The organism is Streptomyces sp. NPDC001822, from assembly GCF_042892135.1.
In the GTDB taxonomy this organism is placed as follows: domain Bacteria; phylum Actinomycetota; class Actinomycetes; order Streptomycetales; family Streptomycetaceae; genus Streptomyces.
Genome location: NZ_JBIATW010000001.1, coordinates 524,815 through 543,126, shown reverse-complemented (window position 1 = coordinate 543,126; position 18,312 = coordinate 524,815). Strand labels below are relative to the sequence as shown.

The 18,312-nt window shown below is 70.2% G+C and carries 20 protein-coding genes and 1 tRNA gene; 9 read left to right on the top strand and 12 right to left on the bottom strand.

Annotation, left to right across the window (positions count from 1 at the left end; genetic code table 11):
• The first annotated feature begins 32 nt into the window (after positions 1-32).
• Positions 33-1,310: an MFS transporter gene (locus ACFYY2_RS02575; RefSeq protein WP_388735955.1), complete on the top strand. Its 1,278-nt coding sequence runs from the start codon at positions 33-35 to the stop codon at positions 1,308-1,310.
• Positions 1,311-1,440: 130 nt separating this feature from the next.
• Here the strand turns inward: ACFYY2_RS02575 and ACFYY2_RS02570 are convergent, their stop codons facing one another.
• The 3 genes from ACFYY2_RS02570 to hemC all read right to left on the bottom strand — a co-directional run bounded on the left by ACFYY2_RS02570 (position 1,441) and on the right by hemC (position 3,492).
• A complete protein-coding gene (locus ACFYY2_RS02570) occupies positions 1,441-1,824 on the bottom strand; it encodes a VOC family protein (protein WP_388735953.1) in 384 nt (127 codons plus the stop codon).
• A gap of 57 nt (positions 1,825-1,881) precedes the next feature.
• Positions 1,882-2,325 (bottom strand): SRPBCC family protein, encoded by a 444-nt coding sequence (locus ACFYY2_RS02565; RefSeq protein ID WP_388735950.1) that lies wholly within the window; start codon positions 2,323-2,325, stop codon positions 1,882-1,884.
• 231 nt (positions 2,326-2,556) lie between these two features.
• Positions 2,557-3,492: a hydroxymethylbilane synthase gene (gene hemC / locus ACFYY2_RS02560; RefSeq protein ID WP_388735948.1), complete on the bottom strand. Its 936-nt coding sequence runs from the start codon at positions 3,490-3,492 to the stop codon at positions 2,557-2,559.
• Positions 3,493-3,898: 406 nt separating this feature from the next.
• Here hemC and ACFYY2_RS02555 point away from each other — a divergent pair, with 406 nt between their 5' ends.
• The gene (locus ACFYY2_RS02555) at positions 3,899-4,714 is read left to right on the top strand and encodes an SAM-dependent methyltransferase (protein WP_388735945.1); all 816 of its coding nucleotides are present in this window, start codon (positions 3,899-3,901) and stop codon (positions 4,712-4,714) included.
• 38 nt (positions 4,715-4,752) lie between these two features.
• Here the strand turns inward: ACFYY2_RS02555 and ACFYY2_RS02550 are convergent, their stop codons facing one another.
• From ACFYY2_RS02550 to ACFYY2_RS02535, 4 genes are all read right to left on the bottom strand, one after another.
• Positions 4,753-5,661 (bottom strand): helix-turn-helix domain-containing protein, encoded by a 909-nt coding sequence (locus ACFYY2_RS02550; RefSeq protein ID WP_388735942.1) that lies wholly within the window; start codon positions 5,659-5,661, stop codon positions 4,753-4,755.
• A gap of 152 nt (positions 5,662-5,813) precedes the next feature.
• Positions 5,814-6,050, bottom strand: a complete 237-nt coding sequence (locus tag ACFYY2_RS02545) for a DUF397 domain-containing protein (protein WP_388735940.1) — start codon at positions 6,048-6,050, stop codon at positions 5,814-5,816.
• A 331-nt stretch (positions 6,051-6,381) separates the two neighbouring features.
• Positions 6,382-7,014 (bottom strand): SGNH/GDSL hydrolase family protein, encoded by a 633-nt coding sequence (locus ACFYY2_RS02540; protein ID WP_388735938.1) that lies wholly within the window; start codon positions 7,012-7,014, stop codon positions 6,382-6,384.
• A gap of 68 nt (positions 7,015-7,082) precedes the next feature.
• The gene (locus ACFYY2_RS02535; RefSeq protein ID WP_388735935.1) at positions 7,083-7,244 is read right to left on the bottom strand and encodes a hypothetical protein; all 162 of its coding nucleotides are present in this window, start codon (positions 7,242-7,244) and stop codon (positions 7,083-7,085) included.
• A 164-nt stretch (positions 7,245-7,408) separates the two neighbouring features.
• On the opposite strand from ACFYY2_RS02535, the gene ACFYY2_RS02530 reads away from it, so the two are divergent.
• Positions 7,409-7,481 (top strand) — tRNA-Trp (locus ACFYY2_RS02530).
• Between the two features lie 54 nt (positions 7,482-7,535).
• On the opposite strand, the gene ACFYY2_RS02525 is transcribed toward ACFYY2_RS02530, so the two are convergent.
• Positions 7,536-7,946, bottom strand: a complete 411-nt coding sequence (locus ACFYY2_RS02525; RefSeq protein WP_388735932.1) for an organic hydroperoxide resistance protein — start codon at positions 7,944-7,946, stop codon at positions 7,536-7,538.
• A gap of 110 nt (positions 7,947-8,056) precedes the next feature.
• On the opposite strand from ACFYY2_RS02525, the gene ACFYY2_RS02520 reads away from it, so the two are divergent.
• The 3 genes from ACFYY2_RS02520 to ACFYY2_RS02510 all read left to right on the top strand — a co-directional run bounded on the left by ACFYY2_RS02520 (position 8,057) and on the right by ACFYY2_RS02510 (position 10,497).
• Positions 8,057-8,527, top strand: coding sequence for a MarR family winged helix-turn-helix transcriptional regulator (locus ACFYY2_RS02520; RefSeq protein ID WP_388735930.1), 471 nt, complete (start codon positions 8,057-8,059; stop codon positions 8,525-8,527).
• Positions 8,528-8,616: 89 nt separating this feature from the next.
• Positions 8,617-9,441 (top strand): PP2C family protein-serine/threonine phosphatase, encoded by an 825-nt coding sequence (locus ACFYY2_RS02515; protein WP_388735927.1) that lies wholly within the window; start codon positions 8,617-8,619, stop codon positions 9,439-9,441.
• 66 nt (positions 9,442-9,507) lie between these two features.
• Positions 9,508-10,497 (top strand): MASE1 domain-containing protein, encoded by a 990-nt coding sequence (locus tag ACFYY2_RS02510; RefSeq protein WP_388735925.1) that lies wholly within the window; start codon positions 9,508-9,510, stop codon positions 10,495-10,497.
• Positions 10,498-10,523: 26 nt separating this feature from the next.
• On the opposite strand, the gene ACFYY2_RS02505 is transcribed toward ACFYY2_RS02510, so the two are convergent.
• Positions 10,524-11,813: an FAD-binding protein gene (locus tag ACFYY2_RS02505; RefSeq protein ID WP_388735922.1), complete on the bottom strand. Its 1,290-nt coding sequence runs from the start codon at positions 11,811-11,813 to the stop codon at positions 10,524-10,526.
• A 412-nt stretch (positions 11,814-12,225) separates the two neighbouring features.
• Between ACFYY2_RS02505 and ACFYY2_RS02500 the strand changes: the two genes are divergently transcribed.
• Both ACFYY2_RS02500 and ACFYY2_RS02495 read left to right on the top strand, forming a co-directional pair.
• The gene (locus ACFYY2_RS02500) at positions 12,226-12,420 is read left to right on the top strand and encodes an antitoxin (protein ID WP_388735919.1); all 195 of its coding nucleotides are present in this window, start codon (positions 12,226-12,228) and stop codon (positions 12,418-12,420) included.
• Between the two features lie 236 nt (positions 12,421-12,656).
• The gene (locus ACFYY2_RS02495) at positions 12,657-14,246 is read left to right on the top strand and encodes a sigma-70 family RNA polymerase sigma factor (protein ID WP_388735916.1); all 1,590 of its coding nucleotides are present in this window, start codon (positions 12,657-12,659) and stop codon (positions 14,244-14,246) included.
• 322 nt (positions 14,247-14,568) lie between these two features.
• Here the strand turns inward: ACFYY2_RS02495 and ACFYY2_RS02490 are convergent, their stop codons facing one another.
• The 3 genes from ACFYY2_RS02490 to ACFYY2_RS02480 form a co-directional block, all read right to left on the bottom strand.
• Positions 14,569-14,910 carry a hypothetical protein gene (locus ACFYY2_RS02490; protein WP_388735914.1) on the bottom strand — a complete coding sequence of 114 codons (342 nt, stop codon included), beginning with the start codon at positions 14,908-14,910 and terminating at the stop codon, positions 14,569-14,571.
• Between the two features lie 35 nt (positions 14,911-14,945).
• Complete coding sequence (ctaD, locus tag ACFYY2_RS02485) at positions 14,946-16,676, bottom strand: cytochrome c oxidase subunit I (RefSeq protein WP_388735911.1); 1,731 nt, start codon at positions 16,674-16,676, stop codon at positions 14,946-14,948.
• 161 nt (positions 16,677-16,837) lie between these two features.
• Positions 16,838-17,389, bottom strand: a complete 552-nt coding sequence (locus tag ACFYY2_RS02480; protein ID WP_388735908.1) for a GH25 family lysozyme — start codon at positions 17,387-17,389, stop codon at positions 16,838-16,840.
• On the opposite strand from ACFYY2_RS02480, the gene ACFYY2_RS02475 reads away from it, so the two are divergent.
• Complete coding sequence (locus ACFYY2_RS02475; protein WP_388735905.1) at positions 17,381-18,238, top strand: NADPH-dependent F420 reductase; 858 nt, start codon at positions 17,381-17,383, stop codon at positions 18,236-18,238. The two genes, ACFYY2_RS02480 and ACFYY2_RS02475, sit on opposite strands and share 9 nt — an antisense overlap.
• Positions 18,239-18,312: the final 74 nt, after the last annotated feature.

Genomic DNA, 18,312 nt, shown 5'->3' with positions numbered 1-18,312 from the left:
ACCTCCCCCGCCCCTATTCACGGGAGAAGCCGATGACTTCCCTGGACAAGGCCGCCCACGAAAGACCCGCCGGACTGCGGCCCGCGTACCGCGACGGCAACGTCCTTCGATGGCTGACGGCGTTCACACTTTCCCTCGTCGGCGACGGCGTGTACTTCGTGGCGCTCGGCTGGTCGGCGCAGAAGGCGGCGGGTCCGACCGAGGTCGGACTGGTCATGGCCGCAGGCGCCCTGCCGAGAGCCCTGCTCATGCTGGGCGGCGGGGTGATGGCCGACCGATGGGGTCTGCGCCGGGTCGTGATCGCCGCTGACGCCGTGCGGTGCCTGTTCATCCTTCTGGTCGCGGCCTTCGTGGCGATGACGGCGCCGACGGTGTGGATCCTGGTGACGCTGGCCCTGGTGTTCGGTGCGGTCGACGCGCTGTTCGTGCCGGCGGTGGGGGCGCTTCCGCCGCGGATGACCACACCGGACCAGCTCGCACGCCTGACCGGCATGAGATCCCTGTCGATGCGGTTCAGCCAGATCGTGGGACCACCGGTCGGCGGTCTCGCCATGGGATTCGGAGGCACGGCCGTCACCTTCGCCGTCGCCGGACTGCTCTTCGCGCTCTCGCTGCCCCTCCTCGTGACGATGCGGCTCCGTCCGCTCGTCAGCCGCGACGACGAGGAGGCCCCGTCGAGCACCAGCAGGGGCACCGGCCTCGTCGACGGCCTGCGCTATGTGCGCCGCCATCGCCTGATCGGCCCCCTCGTGGTGGTCACCGCCGTCAGTGAACTGGGGCTCATCGGGACGCTGAACGTCGGCATGGTGCTGCTCAACAGCGAGCGTGGCTGGGGGCCTTCGGGCTACGGATGGATCGTCAGCGGTTTCGGGGCGGGCGCGGCGGCCGGCGCGGCTCTGCTCACGATCGCCGGACGACTGCCGCGCGCGGGGATGCTCTTCGCCGCGACGCTACCGGTGGGCTGCGTGGGCGGAGCGGCCATCGCACTGGTTCCGAGTCTGCCGCTCGCCGTGACACTGGCCACGACCGTGGGCGCGGCCATGGGCATCTGCGGGGGCCTGGGCAGCGCCCTCGTACAGACCGCCGCGGACCCCGCCTACCTGGGCCGGGTGACTTCGGTCGTGATGCTCAGCGTCCTCGGCCTGGCACCGCTGAGCTACCCCCTGGTCGGTGCGGCCATCGGGGCCTGGGGGGCCGCTCCCGTCTTCGTGGGGTGCGGCGCGTTCGCCGGTATCGGCGCACTTGTCGCCCTCGGCTCGACCGCGGTACGCCGGGCCGAACTGCCGCGGGCCGAGCCCACATCGACGTGAGTGACGCGGCGGGCACGTGCACGCAGGGGCAGGCGGCGTCCGCCCGACAACGGTCGGCCGCCCACGGCGTCGGTGGTGGGGTCAGGTCGGTACCACCTCGGAACCACGTCGCACCGGCCGGGCACCGGAGTCACGGGCGATAGCGCAGTGGATGATCCGCGGGTACTTCGGTCAGGACGATGCGATGCGCGTCCGGGTCCGCGATCCACATCTCGATCAGGCCCCAGGGTTCCTGGACCGGCGGGCGGAGGATGTGCGCCCCGTCCCGTGACAGTTCCTCGTGCGCCGCGGCGCAGTCGGCAACCTGCAGCCACAGCCGCAGGGAGTCGGTGGGCGGGGTGTCCGAACGACCCGACACCTCGAGAAAGCCGCCGCCGAGGAAGTACACGGTCCCGCGTTCCGGCCCGGTGCCGAACTCCCGGTAGACCGCGAGTCCGAGTGTGCCACCGTAGAACTCGCGGGAGAGGTCCGGATCACGGGGTCTCAGCAGGATGCGACTGCTCAGTACATGCATGGTGACGACCCTACGTCGGCCGGGCTTCTGCCCTGCGGGCCTGAGCGTCCATGGGGCTCATGACGCCTCCACAGCCGCCTTGATCCGCTGTCCGAACGCGGGGGCGTCCTTGCGCGCGGCCGAAGCGGCGAAGCCGACCAGGAGCTTGCCCAGACCGTGCCCTTCCAGATCATTGAAAATTCGCACCTTCGTTCGACCATCCGCCATGGATTCGAGGTCGTAGCCGCCCTCCTTGGCGATCACGAGGTTCGACGACTGTTCCTGCCAGCGGATCCGCGTCGGCGCGACGAGTTCGCTGATCCGGAACTCCCGCTGCGTCGTCATGCCCGCGTCCTTCACGGTGCTCCGGAAGACGGTGCCCACCGCCGTCGGGCCGGCCGGTGTCTTGGAGATGCTCTGCACACGCGGGCTGAACTTCCTGTCGTTCTCGCCGTCGGCGAGAAAGGCGTATACCTCTCCGACAGGGCGGTCGATCTCCACCGTCGCCTCGAACCGGGCCATGGGCTCTCCTTCCACAGGACGGGTGCGGACGCGGCGCGGCCGACCCGTGATGGCACTGCCTCCCACAATCCGTGCTCAGCGGCGTCCCGGCAGCCGGTCAGGCGTATTGATCGTGCAATCGGGTGTCTCCGGCCCGGCTCCGGCCACCGCGGTCCGGTCCCCGCCGCCCTTCGGGGGCGGCGGCCGGGCCGGGCGTGCCCGATGCGCAGACCCTCGCGACCGCGGCTCCCCTCAGTGCGCGATGCCGTCGATCAGCTCACGTGCCCCCTGGCGCAGCAGGGCGACGGCCACGGAGGTGCCGAGCGTGGCGGGATCGAGCGGACCGGCCCACTCGTGCGCGTTGAGCACGGTCTTGCCGTCCGGCGTGAACACACAGGCCCGCAGGGAGAGGTCGCCGTTGCGGTGGGCGGTGGCGTAGCCCGCGATCGGGGAGTTGCAGTGCCCCTGGAGCACGTGGAGGAACATGCGCTCGGCCGTGATCTCCCGGTAGGTACCGGGATGGTTCAGCTCGCTCACGGCGTCGATCGTCGCCGTGTCGTCCTCCCGGCACTGCAGGGCGAGGACTCCCGCCCCGATCGGCGGACACATCGTCTCGGCGTCGAGGATCTCGCTGATCACGTCGGGGCGGCCGATGCGGTGCAGGCCGGCCGCCGCCAGGAGAAGCGCGTCGACCTCGCCCTCCGCGAGCTTCGCCAGCCGGCGGTTGGCGTTTCCGCGGAACGGGACGCACTCCAGATGCGGGTGGGAGGCGGCCAGTTGGGCCACGCGGCGGACGGAGGAGGTGCCGATCCGCGTGCCGTCGGGAAGCTGGTCGAGCGTGAGGCCTCCGGGGTGGATCAGGGCGTCGCGGATGTCGTCGCGCTCCAGGAAGGCGGCGAACGTCGTCCCGGCCGGCAGCGGACGGTCGGCGGGGATGTCCTTGACGCAGTGGACGGCGAGGTCCGCGTCCCCGGCGAGCAGCGCCGCGTCGACCTCCTTGGTGAAGGCCCCCTTGCCCTCGACCTTCGAGAGGTCGCCGAGCCACTTGTCGCCGGTGGTCCGGACGGGCACGACCTCCGTGACGATGGCGGGGTGGACGGCGGCCAGCTCGGCCCGGACACGCTCCACCTGGGCCAGGGCCATGGGTGAGTCGCGCGACACGATACGGATCAGCTCAGGGGCGGACATGGTGTCCACGATAGTGCGCCTGGCTCGAGCGCCGATCGTCCGACGCGGACCGGAGGGCCGCCCTCGGCCGCACGGGACAGCGCCGGAAGGATCGCTTACGTCGATTTCCGGCCGCGTTGGACGTGCGTCCCGAAGGCCGCCGCCGGGCCGCCGCATCTCGCATCCCGTACGGCAAAAGACCTTCTATCAGGCAGAGTTGCCGGGCCGTCGCCCCGGGAACCACTCCCGCCCCTTCCTTCCGCACCGGTTGTCCGGATCCAGCGGGTGTCCCGCACGCCTCCCGGCTGGCTGATTCCCCGCCCTGTGGTCTTGCCTCACTCCCCGTGGGCTGTCAGCCGCTCGACGGGGTACCTAGCATGGGCGCTCACGGACACCGAATTCTTCTCTTTGAACCGCGAGGGGCTGGATGAGCAACGGGGACACCTCCATTCCGAAGAACATCGATGTGAACGTGCCGAGCGTCGCGCGGATGTACGACTACTACCTGGGCGGAAAGGACAACTACCCCGCCGACCGGGTCGCGTGCGAGCAGCTGCTCGAGGTGGTGCCGAGCACCAAGGTCCTCGCGGTGAACAACCGGCGGTTCCTGCGCCGTGTCGTGCACCATCTGGCCGCCGAATACGGGATCCGCCAGTTCATCGACCACGGATCAGGCCTGCCGACCCAGGACAACGTCCACCAGGTCGCCCAGCTCGTGGATCCGGGAGCCCGGGTCGTCTACATCGACAGCGACCCCATCGTCCTGGCCCACGGCAGGGCCATACTGGAGGAGAACGACCGGACTGCGGTCATCCAGGCGGACATGCGTGACACCGAGGGGATCCTCGGCCACCCCGAGGTGACCCGACTGATCGACTTCGACGAGCCGGTGGCCGCGCTCTTCGTGTCCGTGCTGCACTGCATCCCGGACGAGGACGATCCGGCCGGACTCATCCGCAGGGTGGCGGACCGCCTCGCGCCGGGAAGCTTCCTGGTGGTGTGTCAGCTCGTGAGCGAGGACGCGGCGACTCGCGACTTCGTCACGGACTTCATGGCCAAGAGCACCGGGAACCAGTGGGGACGCGTCCGCCGCGAGGACGACGTACGGGGATTCCTCGAAGGCCTGGACGTGCTGGAACCGGGCCTGGTCGAAGTCTCCACGTGGCGGCCGGACTCGGACCTCGCGCCGAAGCAGGCGACCCGGGAGTGGATCGAGTACGGCGGCGTCGGCCGCAAGTGGTGACGTACCCCCGGACGACGCGCCGCGGCTGAGGCGGGCGCTCAGGTGTAACGCTCGAGCGCCCGCCTCAGCAGTTCTCTGCTCATCGCCGGACTCGGAGACTGAGCGCTCAGGGAGTCCAGGATCCACCGGTACTCGTCCGTGCTCTCCTGCTTGTTGACGGACGTGGCATTGGTCAGGTGCTCGATGTAGGCGACATCGGGGAGCCCTTCCATCGCGAAGCGCAGATAGGTGATTCCGTTGCCCGGAGAGGTGTGGGCGGTCACGTCGAAGGGGGCCACCTGCACGATCACGTGCGGCAGCTCCGTCATCTCCAGAAGATGGACCAACTGCTCCCGCATCACGGCGGCGCCGCCCGTGGGGCGCATCAGCACCGCCTCGTCCAGCAGCACCCAGAGCTTCGGGGCATCCCGCCGGTGCAGCAACTCCTGCCTTCTGAGGCGAAGTTCCACCCTGCGCCGGGTGACCTCCTCGGATTCGAGGGCGTGTCCGGAGCGCACCACGGCGTGAGCGTAGGCGGCGGTCTGCAGGAGACCCGGAATGTAGTGGCCCTCGTACGTACGGATGGACGCCGCGGCCTCTTCCAGGCCGACCAGGGGCTCGAACCAGTCGGGGAGCACATCGGCGTAGGTACGCCACCACCCGCGCTGTCCGGCCCTGCGGACGAGGTCGATGAACTCGTCGGTCATGGCCGGGTCGGTCACGCCGTAGAGTGCCAGGAGATCGACCGCGTCGCGTTCCTTGCACGGCGAGTGCCCGGTCTCCATGCGGCTGATCTTGGCCGTGGAGCACCGGATGCGGCCCGCCGCGGCCTCGGGCGTGAGGCCCGCCTCGCCGCGCAGCCGCCGCAGCTGCGCTCCCAGAACCAGCCGCAGCGCGGTGGGACTCGCCCCCGGGGCCGGCGCGAGCGTGGGCCTCCGTGACGGCTGCAGCGGTTCGATGCCGGGCATGCGGGCTCCTGAAGGCGGACGTATGGCGCCAGTCTGCCATCAGGAGCCCCGGGAGGGGGCCGGTCGCGCGAAGTGCGGGTGATTTTCGGCCTGTCGGAGCTGTCGGGCTTCGGCCGATGGCTCGTGGGATCTTCCCCGCAGCCGATGAGCCGTCAGCCGGCCATGCCGTCGAAGTCACCGTCCCGCACGCCGGCGAGGAAGGCGCGCACTTCGTCACCGGTGTAGACGAGCGCGGGTCCCTCCGGGTGCCGGGAGTTGCGTACGGCGACCTCGCCGCCGGGCAGCAGGGCCATCTCCACGCAGTTCCCACTGGGGTTGCTGTGATGGCTCTTCCTCCACTCCACGCCGGTCAGGGAGTTGGCGGGAACGCCGTTGTCGATGTGCTGCATGCGGTTCATCCTTCTCGGCCGTCTGCTCGGTTCCTCGCTGGCGCGACTGTCGGCGCCTACCCGCGCGGGGTGAACAGATGTCTTCTGCTCACACCCTCGGGTGCAATTTCCGATGCAATTGCACGCGCTTACGCGGACGGCGAGGATACTAGTGGCCGCCGGGCCCCCACGGCACCTCGCACCGGCCTTCATCCGGAGGGTGATCAGCGCTCATGCGTGGCCGGGGCATGTGCATCGTCGATGCGCCGAGCAGCTCGTGGGCTGGTCCCGTCCGACCGGCGCGGGGCAGGACCGTGTGGGCCAGGATCCCCGTGCCCCTGGTGTCCGACGGTCACAGTCCTGCGAGCGCCACCCATGCCTCGGCCAGCAGCGCGTGCCCGAGCGGGGTCGGATGGACCCCGTCACCCGCGATGTGTTCGGGGCCGCCCGCCGCCCGCGCCGCCTGGTTGAGCAGTCCGTCGGCGGCCAGCAGCGACGCGTCGAACTCCTCCGCCAGCCTGCGGACCGTCTGAATCCTGGGATCGAGGTCACCGCGCCAGGCCCACTGCTCCTCCCGCACCGGGATCAGGAACGGCTCAATGAGGACGAGCTGGGTGTCCGGCCTCTCCCGCACCTGCGTGAGGACGGCACGATAGTCGTCCTCGAACGCCTGGTGGGTGCTGATCTCACCGGAGTCGTAGCGGCGCCAGGTGTCGTTCACGCCGATCAGGACGGACACCACGTCCGGCTCGAGGTCCGTCGCGTCCTCACGCCACCGGGCGCGCAGATCCGAGACACGATCGCCGGCGACGCCCCGGTTGAGGAAGGTGATGCCGTCGTCCGGGCGGGCGGAACGCACGAGGTCCGCCGCCGTGCGGACGTAACCGCGACCGAGGGTGTCGCCGGGCTCCGCCAGCCGGCCCACGTCGGTGATGCTGTCCCCCTGGAACAGGACGACTGCCGAACCGTGCAGGCTGATGGTCACGCGGCGCTCCGTACGGTGGGAACCAGTGGATACGCTTCTGATTCTGCCCGCCGCAGCCCGGACCAGGCCTAACGCGCGGCGGCCGGGACGCGCATCGTGCTGAAGTCGAGCACCCGGTCGACCTCCAGCAGGGTCTCCTCGGCCACCCGCCGCACCTCGGCCGGGACGTCGCCCTGCTCCTCCACCAGCCCGGCGTAGATCGGCGCGTCGGATGCCTCTGCGAAACTCACGTGAAACTGCCTATCGATCGGTTATGCCCGCCAATCAGCGGAAACGGGAGCCGAGTGTACGCGGCGGCCGCCGGCCGCCTCCGGGCGGACCCCCGGGCCGGTCCCCGGCCGGGCGAAAACCCGGTTGTCGTCGAAGGCGGCGACTGCGAGGCTGTGCGCACCGAAGGGGTGTAGCTCAGAGGCCAGAGCGCCGGTCTCCAAAACCGGATGCCGCAGGTTCGACTCCTGCCTCCCCTGCACGAACGGTTCCCCCCACCCGGGCCGGTGGGGGGAACGTGCTCCGCCGGTCGATCACTCGATGACGAGCTCGACCTCGATGTTGCCGCGCGTGGCCTTGGAGTAGGGGCAGAAGGCGTGCGTCGCCTCGACCAGACGGCGGCCGGTCTCGCCTTCGAGGGCCTCGGGCAGCTCGACCCGCATGACGACCGCGAGGCCGAATCCGGTCTCGTCCTTGCCGATCGAGACCTCGGCCGTCACGGAGACGTCCTTGGTGTCGACCTTCATCTCACGGGCGACCTCTTTCATCGCGCCGGCGAAGCAGGCCGCGTAACCGGCGGCGAAGAGCTGCTCCGGATTGGTGCCCTCGCCGTTGCCTCCGAGCGCCGGCGGCATCGCCAGCGCCAGGTCGATACGGCCGTCCGAGCTCACTGCCCGGCCTTCGCGGCCGTTCGCGGTTGCGGCGGCGGTGTACAGCGCGTCCATGGGGAGACCTCTCTCTTCTGCTGGTGACCGTGGGCCGGCCACCGGCAGAAGAGTGACACACAATTCAATTGCACACAACTGAATGACGGGCGACAAGCTATCCTGAGGACATGACGTCACCGCCCGTTCCCGCACCCGACCTGCCGGACACCGACATGCTGCGGCTGGACCACCAGGTGTGCTTCTCGCTGCACGCGGCCTCCCGCGCCTTCGGCGGCGTCTACCGGGACGCCCTGAAAGACCTGGGGCTCACGTATCCGCAGTACCTCGCGATGATGGTCCTGTGGGAGCACGGTCCGCTGCCGGTCAAGGCGATCGGTGAGCGGCTGCACCTGGACTCGGGCACGCTGTCGCCGCTGTTGAAGCGCCTGGAGTCGGCCGGGCTCGTCCGGCGCGAGCGCAGCGCCGAGGACGAGCGCTCCGTGACCGTCCACCTCACCGACGCCGGCGCCGCGCTGCGCGAGCGCGCGCTGCCCGTCCCCCGGTCGATCCTGCGGGCCACGGGCCTGTCGGTCCAGGAGGTGCTCGCACTGCAGGAGACCCTGGGGCGGCTCACAGAATCACTCGACCGCGAGGGCTGACCGCGCCACGATGCCGGGGCAGCGGCAGCACTCGCCGGACATTCGGTGCCGAAATATGATGCAGGGACTATCGCAACGCGGAGCGGCCCATGAACCGGCGTCGAACTCCCCGGTCGGCGAGCGCCGAGGACCTGCTCAGCACCCTGCAGCATCTGACTGCCCGTGCCCGGCAGGAAGTGGAACTGCACCAGGCCCGCGTCGAGCTGGCACAGGCCCTGCAGCGCAAGATGCTGCCCGCGACGCTCCCCTCCTTCCCCGGCCTCCGGACCGCCGCCCGCTACGCACCCGCCCGGGACGGGCTGGACATCGGCGGTGACTGGTACGACGGTTTCCTGCTGCCGGACGGGGCGCTCGGGCTCGCCATCGGCGACGTCCAGGGACATGACGTCGAGGCGGCCGCCTTCATGGGCCAGATCCGGATCGCCATGCGCGCCGTCGCCAGCTCGGCCCCGGATCCGGGTGAGGTCATGCGTCGCACGAACGACCTGATCATGTCCATGGATTCCACGCTCTTCGCCACGTGCTCGTTCCTCCGCCTCGACCCCGGCACGCGGGAGCTTTGCAGCGCCCGCGCCGGCCACGTCGCCTGTGTGTGGGCGACCGCCGACGGCCGTTCGGGAGTCACCGCGGACGCGGGGGGCCTGCCGCTGGGCATAGAGCCGCACCAGCACTACCCGGTGACCCGGCGCGACCTGACTGTGGACGGTGCGTTCGTCCTGCTCACCGACGGGGTCGTCGAGGGCCCGTCACTGACGATCGACGCCGGTCTGGACCGCGTCAGGCGCCTGGTGAGCGACCACGCGCTGGCCGACGCCGAGGAGCTGGCGGACCGCGTGCTGCAGGCGGCGGTGTTCACGGGTCACGAGGACGACGCGGCCGTCCTGGTGCTGCGGCACGGCGCCGCCACGGCCTGACAGGGCCGGCGACCGGCCGAGCGTGTCATGACGGCCTGCCGCTGCGCGCGGTGTCTGATGAGGTGCGTGATCCGCAGCGAGGAAACCAGACGCCGTGCCGTGATCGTCGCTCAGACGCTGGGCATCGCCGCCGTCTACTACGGGTCCGGACACATCGGGTTGCTCCGCCAGATCCAGGTGCACGACTCGGTGGTCACTCCGCTGTGGCCGCCGTCCGGAATCGCCGTCGCGGCGCTGCTGTACCTGGGTGTCCGCATCTGGCCCGGGATCGTTCTCGGTGCCCTCGTGACGGTGCTCTCGACGAGCGACGGCCCCACCTTCTGGGGTGTCGTCGTCGCGGCGGGCAGTGCTCTGGCTCCGCTGTGCTCGTTCCTGGCGTTGCGCGCCGTGGGGTTCCGCCCGGAGCTGGACCGCCTGCGTGACGGGGTCGCACTCGTCTTCCTCGGCGCCCTCGGCGGCATGGTCATCAGTGCCACGGTGGGCACGGGGGTCCAGTGGCTCAGTGGCGCTCTCCCGTTGGATCATTTCTGGCAGGTCTGGTCGGCCTGGTGGGCGGGCGACGCCATGGGTGTACTCACGGTCACTCCCCTGCTGCTGGTCCTGCGCAGGGTGCGACGGCCCCGGCTGGACGACAGATGGGCGGAGGCCGCCGCGCTCGCGGCAGTGGCGGTCGTCTCGACGGTCATCGCGACCATGAGCGCGTTGTCCATGCTCTATCTCGTCTTCCCGGTGCTCATCTGGGCCGCCCTGCGTTTCCAGCTGCCCGGCAGCGCCCCCTGCGCGCTCCTTGTCTCCGTCCTGGCCATCGTCGCCGGGACGGAGCGGGTGGGGCCGTTCATGAATCACTCAGTGCTGGAGATCATGTTCAACCTGTGCATCCTCAACGGCTGCGTGGCGCTCACCGCACTGCTGCTGGCCGCGATCGTCACGGAGCACAACAACATCCGGCACGAGACGGAGGTGGCGTGCGAGGAGCTGGCCGCCCTCGTGGAGGAACTCTCACCGAGGCCCGCGAGGGACGGCCGGCCGGACGCGCCGCCGGACCGGCCCGGCTGAACGCCGCCGGCACTCCGCCCGCGCGCTCAGGCGGTGCGGGGGAAGTGGCGCGCCAGGAAGTCGTTCCGGAACGTGCCGGCCGGGTCGAAACGGCCGGTCAGCCGCTCGAAGTCCGCATAGTGGCCGTAGAGCTCGCGCAGCGTGCCGGGCGGAGTCGTGAAGACCTTGCCCCAGTGCGGCCTGGCCCGGTAGGGAGCAAGGGCCTCCTCAATGATCCCCAGGACGGGCGTCACCGCGTCGGTGTCGGGCACCCAGGTGAAGTGGAAGGCCACCGAGTCCCGCCCCTCGGCCGGGCTGAGCCACAGGTCGTCGCGGGCCACGGTGCGTATCTCACCGATCTGCAGCAGGTGGGAGAAGTGGTCCCGGACCCGGTCCAGGGCCTCGTACGCCGCCACGGCGTCGCGCCGGTCGACGAAGTACTCGGACTGGAGTTCGTCGCCGTTGCTGGGGGTGAATTCGAGCCGGAAATGAGGAAGGCGCGCGTGCCAGGGGCCGGGGACGCCCTGCTGCTGGGTGCAGTGCCCGGCCGCCATACCGGGCACCGGGTGCCTGGGGCCCCCGGCGAGCTCCGCCCCGTGCCACGTCTGCGGGGCCGAGCGGGGCCCGCGGCCGTCGACCTGCCGCTTGAGCCACACCTGATCGATGGCCCCGCCGTGCCATCCGGTGAACAGGCTCACGCTGTAGGCCTCGGACATCACCTCGTCGAACCGGTCCAGGAGCCTGTCCTGCGGGAGGTCCTCGTACACCCACTGCTGGACATCGAACGCGGGCACGAGGTCGAGGGTCAGACGGGTCACCACCCCCAGCGCTCCCAGGGAGACCACGGCGCCGTCGAAGTCGGCGTCCCCTCGCTCCAGGGAGACGAGGCCGCCGTCGGCGGTGACGAGTTCCAGGGCTCTGACGGCACCGCCGAGGGCGCGGTTGCCCACCCCCGAGCCGTGCGTGCCGGTGGCGCATGCGCCGGCCACGGAGATGTGGGGCAGCGAGCCCAGGTTGTGCAGCGCGAACCCGCTGCGGTGCAGATCTCCCGTCAGCTCCCCGAAGCGCAGCCCGGCGCTCACCGTCGCCGTCGCGGCGTCCCGGTCGATCTCGACCGAGCGGGGCAGCCCGGCCACGGACACGAGGTCGCCCGTGGTGTCGGCGACCGTGTTGAAGGAGTGGCCCGTGCCCAGCGCGCGCACCGCGGTGCCGGCGGCCACGATGTCCTGGAGTTCGGCCACCGTGGCAGGTGTGTGCAGTCGCTTCGCACCGAAGGTGATGTTGCCGGCCCAGTTGGTCTGCCGGGCGGCCGGGGCGTGCGCCGATTGGTCGATCATGCCTCCGGAGCTTACGCTTCGCCGCTCGGGGGCCTCAGGGCGTGCGTCCTACCGCGCCGACAGCGTGACCGGCGGCGGGTCCGCCGGGGCGGCACCGCACGGACCCTTCACACACCTGCTCCGCGTGGAGCAGGTGTGTGAAGGGTATGGCGCGCGGTCAGTACGGCAGGGGCCGGCCGGACGGTGTGCGCAGGTCGAGCGGGGGCGGCCCCGTGGGGGGCTGCGGACGGCGGACGATCTGGATGCGGCCCACGGCCACCACCTCCTCCAGGTAACCCGGTATGTGCCCAGCCGGCGGCTCTTCACACGTCGGGGACCACTCGGGACCGCGTCGGCGGGCTCGCGGATGCGGGGCGGGCGATGTGCGGAGACCCTGGACGGGTGGGGGAAGCCGAGCCTAGGAGGATCCGCCATGTCCGCGATGGACAAGATCAAGAAGATGCTGAAGGGCCACGAGGACCAGGCCGGGAAGGGTGTCGACAAAACCGGCGACATGGTCGACGACCGGACCGGGGGCAAGTACGCCAAGCACGTCGACACCGGCCAGGACAAGCTCAAGCAGCAGCTCGGCAACGACTCCGGCCGGGAGAACCCGCCCCGCACCTGAACCGTTCCAGACCGGCCGAGGCGCCGCCCGCTCCTGCAGGGCGGCGCTTTCGCTGCCGGGGCACGGAGGGACCGGACGACGGCCGCCGGCTCACGGGGCCGGGCCGGGGGCCGTCGGGGCAGCGATCCGGGAGCGGATTTCGAGCGTGTGACCGGATTACTGTTATCGTCCCCGCCGCACAGCGTCTCCCGAGTGTGGGAAGTGACGGAACAGGACCCCGGAAGAGTGAGCACAGCATGGGCGAGGCACGCGAGACGGCGTTGATCAAGGCGGCGCAGAAGGGGGATCCACAGGCGCAGGACGCGCTCGTCGCGTCCTACCTGCCGCTCGTCTACAACATCGTGGGCCGTGCGCTCAATGGTCACGCCGACGTCGACGACGTGGTCCAGGAGAGCGTCCTGCGCATGCTCCACGGCCTGCCCTCGCTCCGCTCCCCCAAGAGCTTCCGTTCCTGGTTCGTTGCCATCACCATGAACGAGATACGCGGGCACTGGCGTCAGCGAAGGTCCGGGGACATGTCCGCGGACCCCATGGAGGACGCCTACGACGTCGTCGACCCCGCCGCCGACTTCGTCGAGCTGACGATCGTCCGGCTGGGCCTGACGGGGCAGCGCCGTGAGGCCGCCGAGGCCACCCGGTGGCTGGACGACGAGGACCGGGAGCTGGTGTCGCTCTGGTGGCTCGAGACGGCCGGCGAGCTGACCCGCGCCGAGGTCGCGGGCGCCCTCGACCTGTCGCCCCAGCACACCGCTGTGCGTGTGCAGCGGATGAAGGAGCGGCTCGAAGCCGCCCGGGTCGTGGTCCGCGCCCTCACGGCCGAGCCGGGCTGCGTCCTCCTGGAGGACCTGACGGCCCGGTGGGACGGGATTCCCTCCGCCCTCTGGCGCAAGCGTCTGGCCCGTCACGCACGTGAGTGCACGGTGTGCGCGGGGCACCGGTCGGGCCTGGTTCCGGCGGAGGGGCTTCTGGTCGGACTCGCGCTGGTGCCCGTGGCGGCGTCCGTCGCGGGCCCCGCGGCCGACATCCTGCCGACGGCCTTCCTGCCCGTCGCAGGAGCCACCGCTCTGTCGGGTCCCGGACGGGCCGAGCGGCGCCGCGACGGGGCACGGCGGCGCCGGCGCACCACCGTCGTCGCGGGACTGGTGGCGGTCGGCGTGCTCGGGGCGGGCGGGGCGGCCGTCCACCTCTACTCGGACGACGACGGTGAGGGGCCGGCGACCGCGGTCTCCCCGCTCGGTGGCCCGTCCGACGCGGCCACGGCTCCGGAATCCCCTTCGGCTTCCCCCTCACCATCGCCCTCGTCCGCCTCTCCGTCACCCTCACCGTCCGCGAAACCGTCGGCGACCAGGACCCCCAGCGCGTCGCCGACCCCCCGGAAAGTGCCGAAGCCCCGTACCCCCTCCTCCGCGCCGGCGGCCGCACCGAAGCCTCCCCCGGCCGCGCCCTCGGCCGCCGACGAGGTCATCGCACTGGTCAACACCGCACGCTCGAAGGCGGGCTGCTCCCCGGTGACCGGCAACAGCAAGCTCACGACGGCCGCGTCCCGGCACTCCGCCGACATGGTGGCGCGGGACTACTTCTCCCACACCTCTCCGGACGGCACGGACCCGGGCGCCCGCATCACCGCGGCCGGGTACCGGTGGAGTACGTACGGCGAGAACATCGCGAAGGGCCAGCAGACGCCGGAGTCGGTGATGGATGCCTGGATGAACAGCGAGGGGCACCGGGCCAACATCCTCAACTGCGCGTTCAAGGAGATCGGGATCGGCAGGGAGGACTCGTCGGGCGGCCCGGTCTGGACGCAGAACTTCGGCGCCGCGCTCTGACGCTCTGGGGGGACCAGCGAGCACGTACGACGTCGTCCCCTCGCACCCGGAAGGCGGGCGCACGCTTCCCTCTTCGTCCCGCACCGGGCGCCGGCCGCGGTGCGCCGGTCCGAGCCGCGATGTCATCCGGTCCGACACGGCGTCAACAGGTGGCCGGGCTGGATCACGGTGGCCTCGGCCGAAGTGGCACGGCCCGGACCGCTGTTGCGCACCGTCAGCGTGTAGCCGATGGAAGCCCGGCGCAGCAGCACGTCGGGCCCCGGCCTTGAGATACCTCGCGCCGCGGGCGCCCGGTGCGGAGCCGGGCGCCCGGGGCGCGGTGTCAGCGGCTGATGACCGTCAGCGCGGCGCAGGTCCCGCCCACCGCGCCGACGGTGAGGACGGACAGGGCCACGCAGCGGGCCCTGAGCCGGTCGTAGCGGGCGGTGTACTCGCCCCGCAGCTCGACTGCACGACCGGCGATCCTCGTGAGGGTGTCCCGGCAGAGCGCCACCCTGTCCGTGACGTAGACGCGTTCGACGTCCTCACGCTGGGCGGTGGTGAGCCAGGGCAGTGCGTCGGTGAAACGCCGGGCCTGCCGGCGCGCCTCGTCCACCTCGGCGTTCCAGAGGAGATAGCCCTCCACCTGGGCGAGGCCACGGGCCGTCTCCTTGTCGGGTTTCACACCGTCCTCCTCTCCACGGGCCGGAGCCCCGGTCTCTATTCCTGCTTGTCCCCGGGAGCGACCGTGACGGACTCGGAGGGGAGGTTCGTCGCGTCCTCGATGGCCCGGATCCCCGGGTAGTGCAGGTCGAACGCCGGTGATTCGGACCGGATCCGCGGAAGCGTCAGGAAGTTGTGACGCGGCGGCGGGCAGGACGTCGCCCATTCGAGGGAGCGGCCGAAGCCCCAGGGGTCGTCGACCTCGACCTGCTTGCCGTACTTGGCCGTCTTCCACACGTTGTAGAGGAAGGGCAGCATCGACAGGCCCAGCACGAACGAGGCGATCGTGGAGACCGTGTTCAGGGCGGTGAAGCCGTCGGCCGCGAGGTAGTCGGCGTACCGGCGCGGCATGCCCTCCGCACCGAGCCAGTGCTGCACCAGGAAGGTGCCGTGGAAGCCGATGAACAACGTCCAGAAGGTCATCTTGCCGAGCCGCTCGTCCAGCATCTTGCCGGTGAACTTCGGCCACCAGAAATGGAATCCGGCGAACATCGCGAAGACCACGGTGCCGAAGACGACGTAGTGGAAGTGCGCCACCACGAAGTACGAGTCCGAGACGTGGAAGTCGAGCGGGGGCGACGCGAGGATCACCCCGGTGAGACCGCCGAACAGGAAGGTCACCAGGAATCCGACCGACCAGAGCATCGGTGTCTCGAAGGACAGCGAGCCCTTCCACATGGTGCCGATCCAGTTGAAGAACTTCACACCGGTGGGCACCGCGATGAGGAAGGTCATGAAGGAGAAGAACGGCAGGAGCACGCCGCCCGTCACGTACATGTGGTGCGCCCAGACGGTGACGGAGAGTCCCGCGATGGCGATCGTGGCGCTGATCAGTCCGACGTAACCGAAAATGGGCTTGCGGCTGAAGACCGGGATGATCTCGGTGACGATCCCGAAGAACGGCAGCGCGATGATGTAGACCTCTGGATGGCCGAAGAACCAAAAGAGGTGCTGCCACAGCAGTGCCCCGCCGTTCGCGGCATCGAAGACGTGTGCGCCGAATTTACGGTCGACCTCAAGGGCGAAGAGCGCCGCGGCCAGGACCGGGAAGGCCAGCAGGACCAGAACAGCGGTCAGCAGGACGTTCCACACGAAGATCGGCATGCGGAACATCGTCATGCCGGGGGCGCGCATGCAGATGATCGTGGTCACGAAGTTGACCGAGCCGAGGATCGTGCCGAATCCCGAGAAGGCCAGACCCATGATCCACAGATCGGCGCCGATGCCGGGCGAGTGGACCGTGTCGGTGAGCGGTGAGTAGGCGAACCAGCCGAAGTCGGCAGCACCCTGGGGCGTCAGGAAGCCGGCCACCGCGATGAGCGAGCCGAAGAGGTACAGCCAGTACGCGAACATGTTCAGCCGCGGGAACGCCACGTCGGGCGCGCCGATCTGCAGCGGCATGATCCAGTTGGTGAATCCGGCGAAGAGCGGCGTCGCGAACATCAGCAGCATGATCGTGCCGTGCATCGTGAACGCCTGGTTGTACTGCTCGTTCGACATGATCTGAATGCCCGGCCGAGCCAGCTCGGCCCGCATCACGAGGGCGAGGATGCCACCGAAGAGGAAGAACGCGAACGACGTGAGCAGGTAGAGCGTGCCGATCGTCTTGTGGTCGGTGGTCGTCAGCCACCGGATGACCACGTTCCCCGGCTGCCGACGCCGCACAGGAAGTTCGTCCTGATAGGCGGCATCGGCTTCCAGCGATGCTGAGGGGCCCCTCGTCGTCACTGCGGCACTCCTTCGGTCGACGGCCGATTGCTGACTCGGCGACCAGGATGGACTCCGCGCGGCGGCGACGCCTGCCATCTCCCTGTGCACTGCACCAGTGGCTGGCAAAGGACACTCCATTGGCCGACAGCCGCGATGCCGCTGTTGACGCGCCCGCTCCCTCAGCCCTCCGCCCAGGCACGCATCGCGTCCCGCGACCGGAAGTCGGCCACGTTCTTGTCGAGCGGGCGGTCGGTGTACTGGTGGATACGCCAGTCGGCCTCCACCCGCGGTTCGCCGGCCTTGCCGTAGTCCGCGATCCAGAGCCCGTCACCGGCGTACGAGCTCGTGTCGTGGGTGCGCCAGAACGAACGGTTGCAGTACAGCAGGACACGGTGGTGCGGCTTCAGTCTCTTGACCTCGCGGATGAAGCGGTCCTTGTCCGCGCTGCTCGCGCGCGTTCCCTCGCCCGTCTCCTCCCAGTCCACCGCGAGGAGGTCACCGGCCCTGTCCGGAGCCCTCTCGACGAAATGCGCGGCCTGCTTCTTGGCGTGTCCGGGCCAGAGGAAGTGATAGAAACCGACAATGCAGTCGGCGTCACGGGCGCGCTTCACCTGTTCCTTCAATCTCGGATTCACATAGGTTCGGCCTTCGGTCGCCTTCACGAATACGAAATCCACGTCGTCCGTGTCGAAGTCGGTCTGATACGCGCTGACGTCGACCCCGTGCAGCACGGGCACCACCTCCAAGTGGGGGACATCGATTCCGCTTGTCTCGTCCATACGTGCCCGCTCACGGAGCCGGCATCCTCCGTACCACCGCAGAACCGATTCAGCGGCCACGGAATAGTGTCCCGTCACTCCGGGTTGGTGAACCGGCGAGACCCTTTCACCCCACGCACTCGGCATCGGAAGGTCGGAATCATGAAGATCGGCATCATCGGGGCGGGCAACATCGGCGGCAATCTGACCCGGCGGCTCACCGCGCTCGGTCACGACGTCTCCGTGGCGAACTCCCGCGGACCGGAGACGCTCGCAGCACTCGCCGAGGAGACGGGAGCCACGGCGGTCCGTGCCACCGAAGCCGCGCGCGGCGCGGACATCGTGGTGGTGACCGTTCCGCTCAAGTCCGTCCCCGGCCTGCCCTCGGGCATCCTCGACGGAGCCGCCGAGGGCGCGGTGTTCATCGACACGGGCAACTACTATCCGCAGCAGCGCGACGGGCGGATCCCCGCCATCGAGGACGGGCTGACGGAGAGCCGGTGGACCGAACAGCAGCTCGGCCGTCCGGTGATCAAGGCGTTCAACGGGACGTACGCACAGGACATCCTCGACAACGCCGTCCCGCACGGCACTCCGGGCCGGCAGGCTCTTCCGGTCTCCGGTGACGACCCGGCGGCCAAGCAGGTGGTCCGGGACCTGATCGACGCGCTCGGTTTCGACACCGTGGACGCGGGTGGGCTGGACGAGTCCTGGCGCCAGCAGCCGGGGACCCCCGTGTACGGGAACCGGGGCGACGTCGAGGCCATCACCAAGGCACTGGCCGAAGCCTCTCCGGAGCGCACCGCCGAGTGGCGCGCCTGACGCCCCACCGCACCCGCGCGGACGGGGGTGCCCGTGCCCGGACCGGTCCGGTGACGGGCACCCGCTCCGTAGGC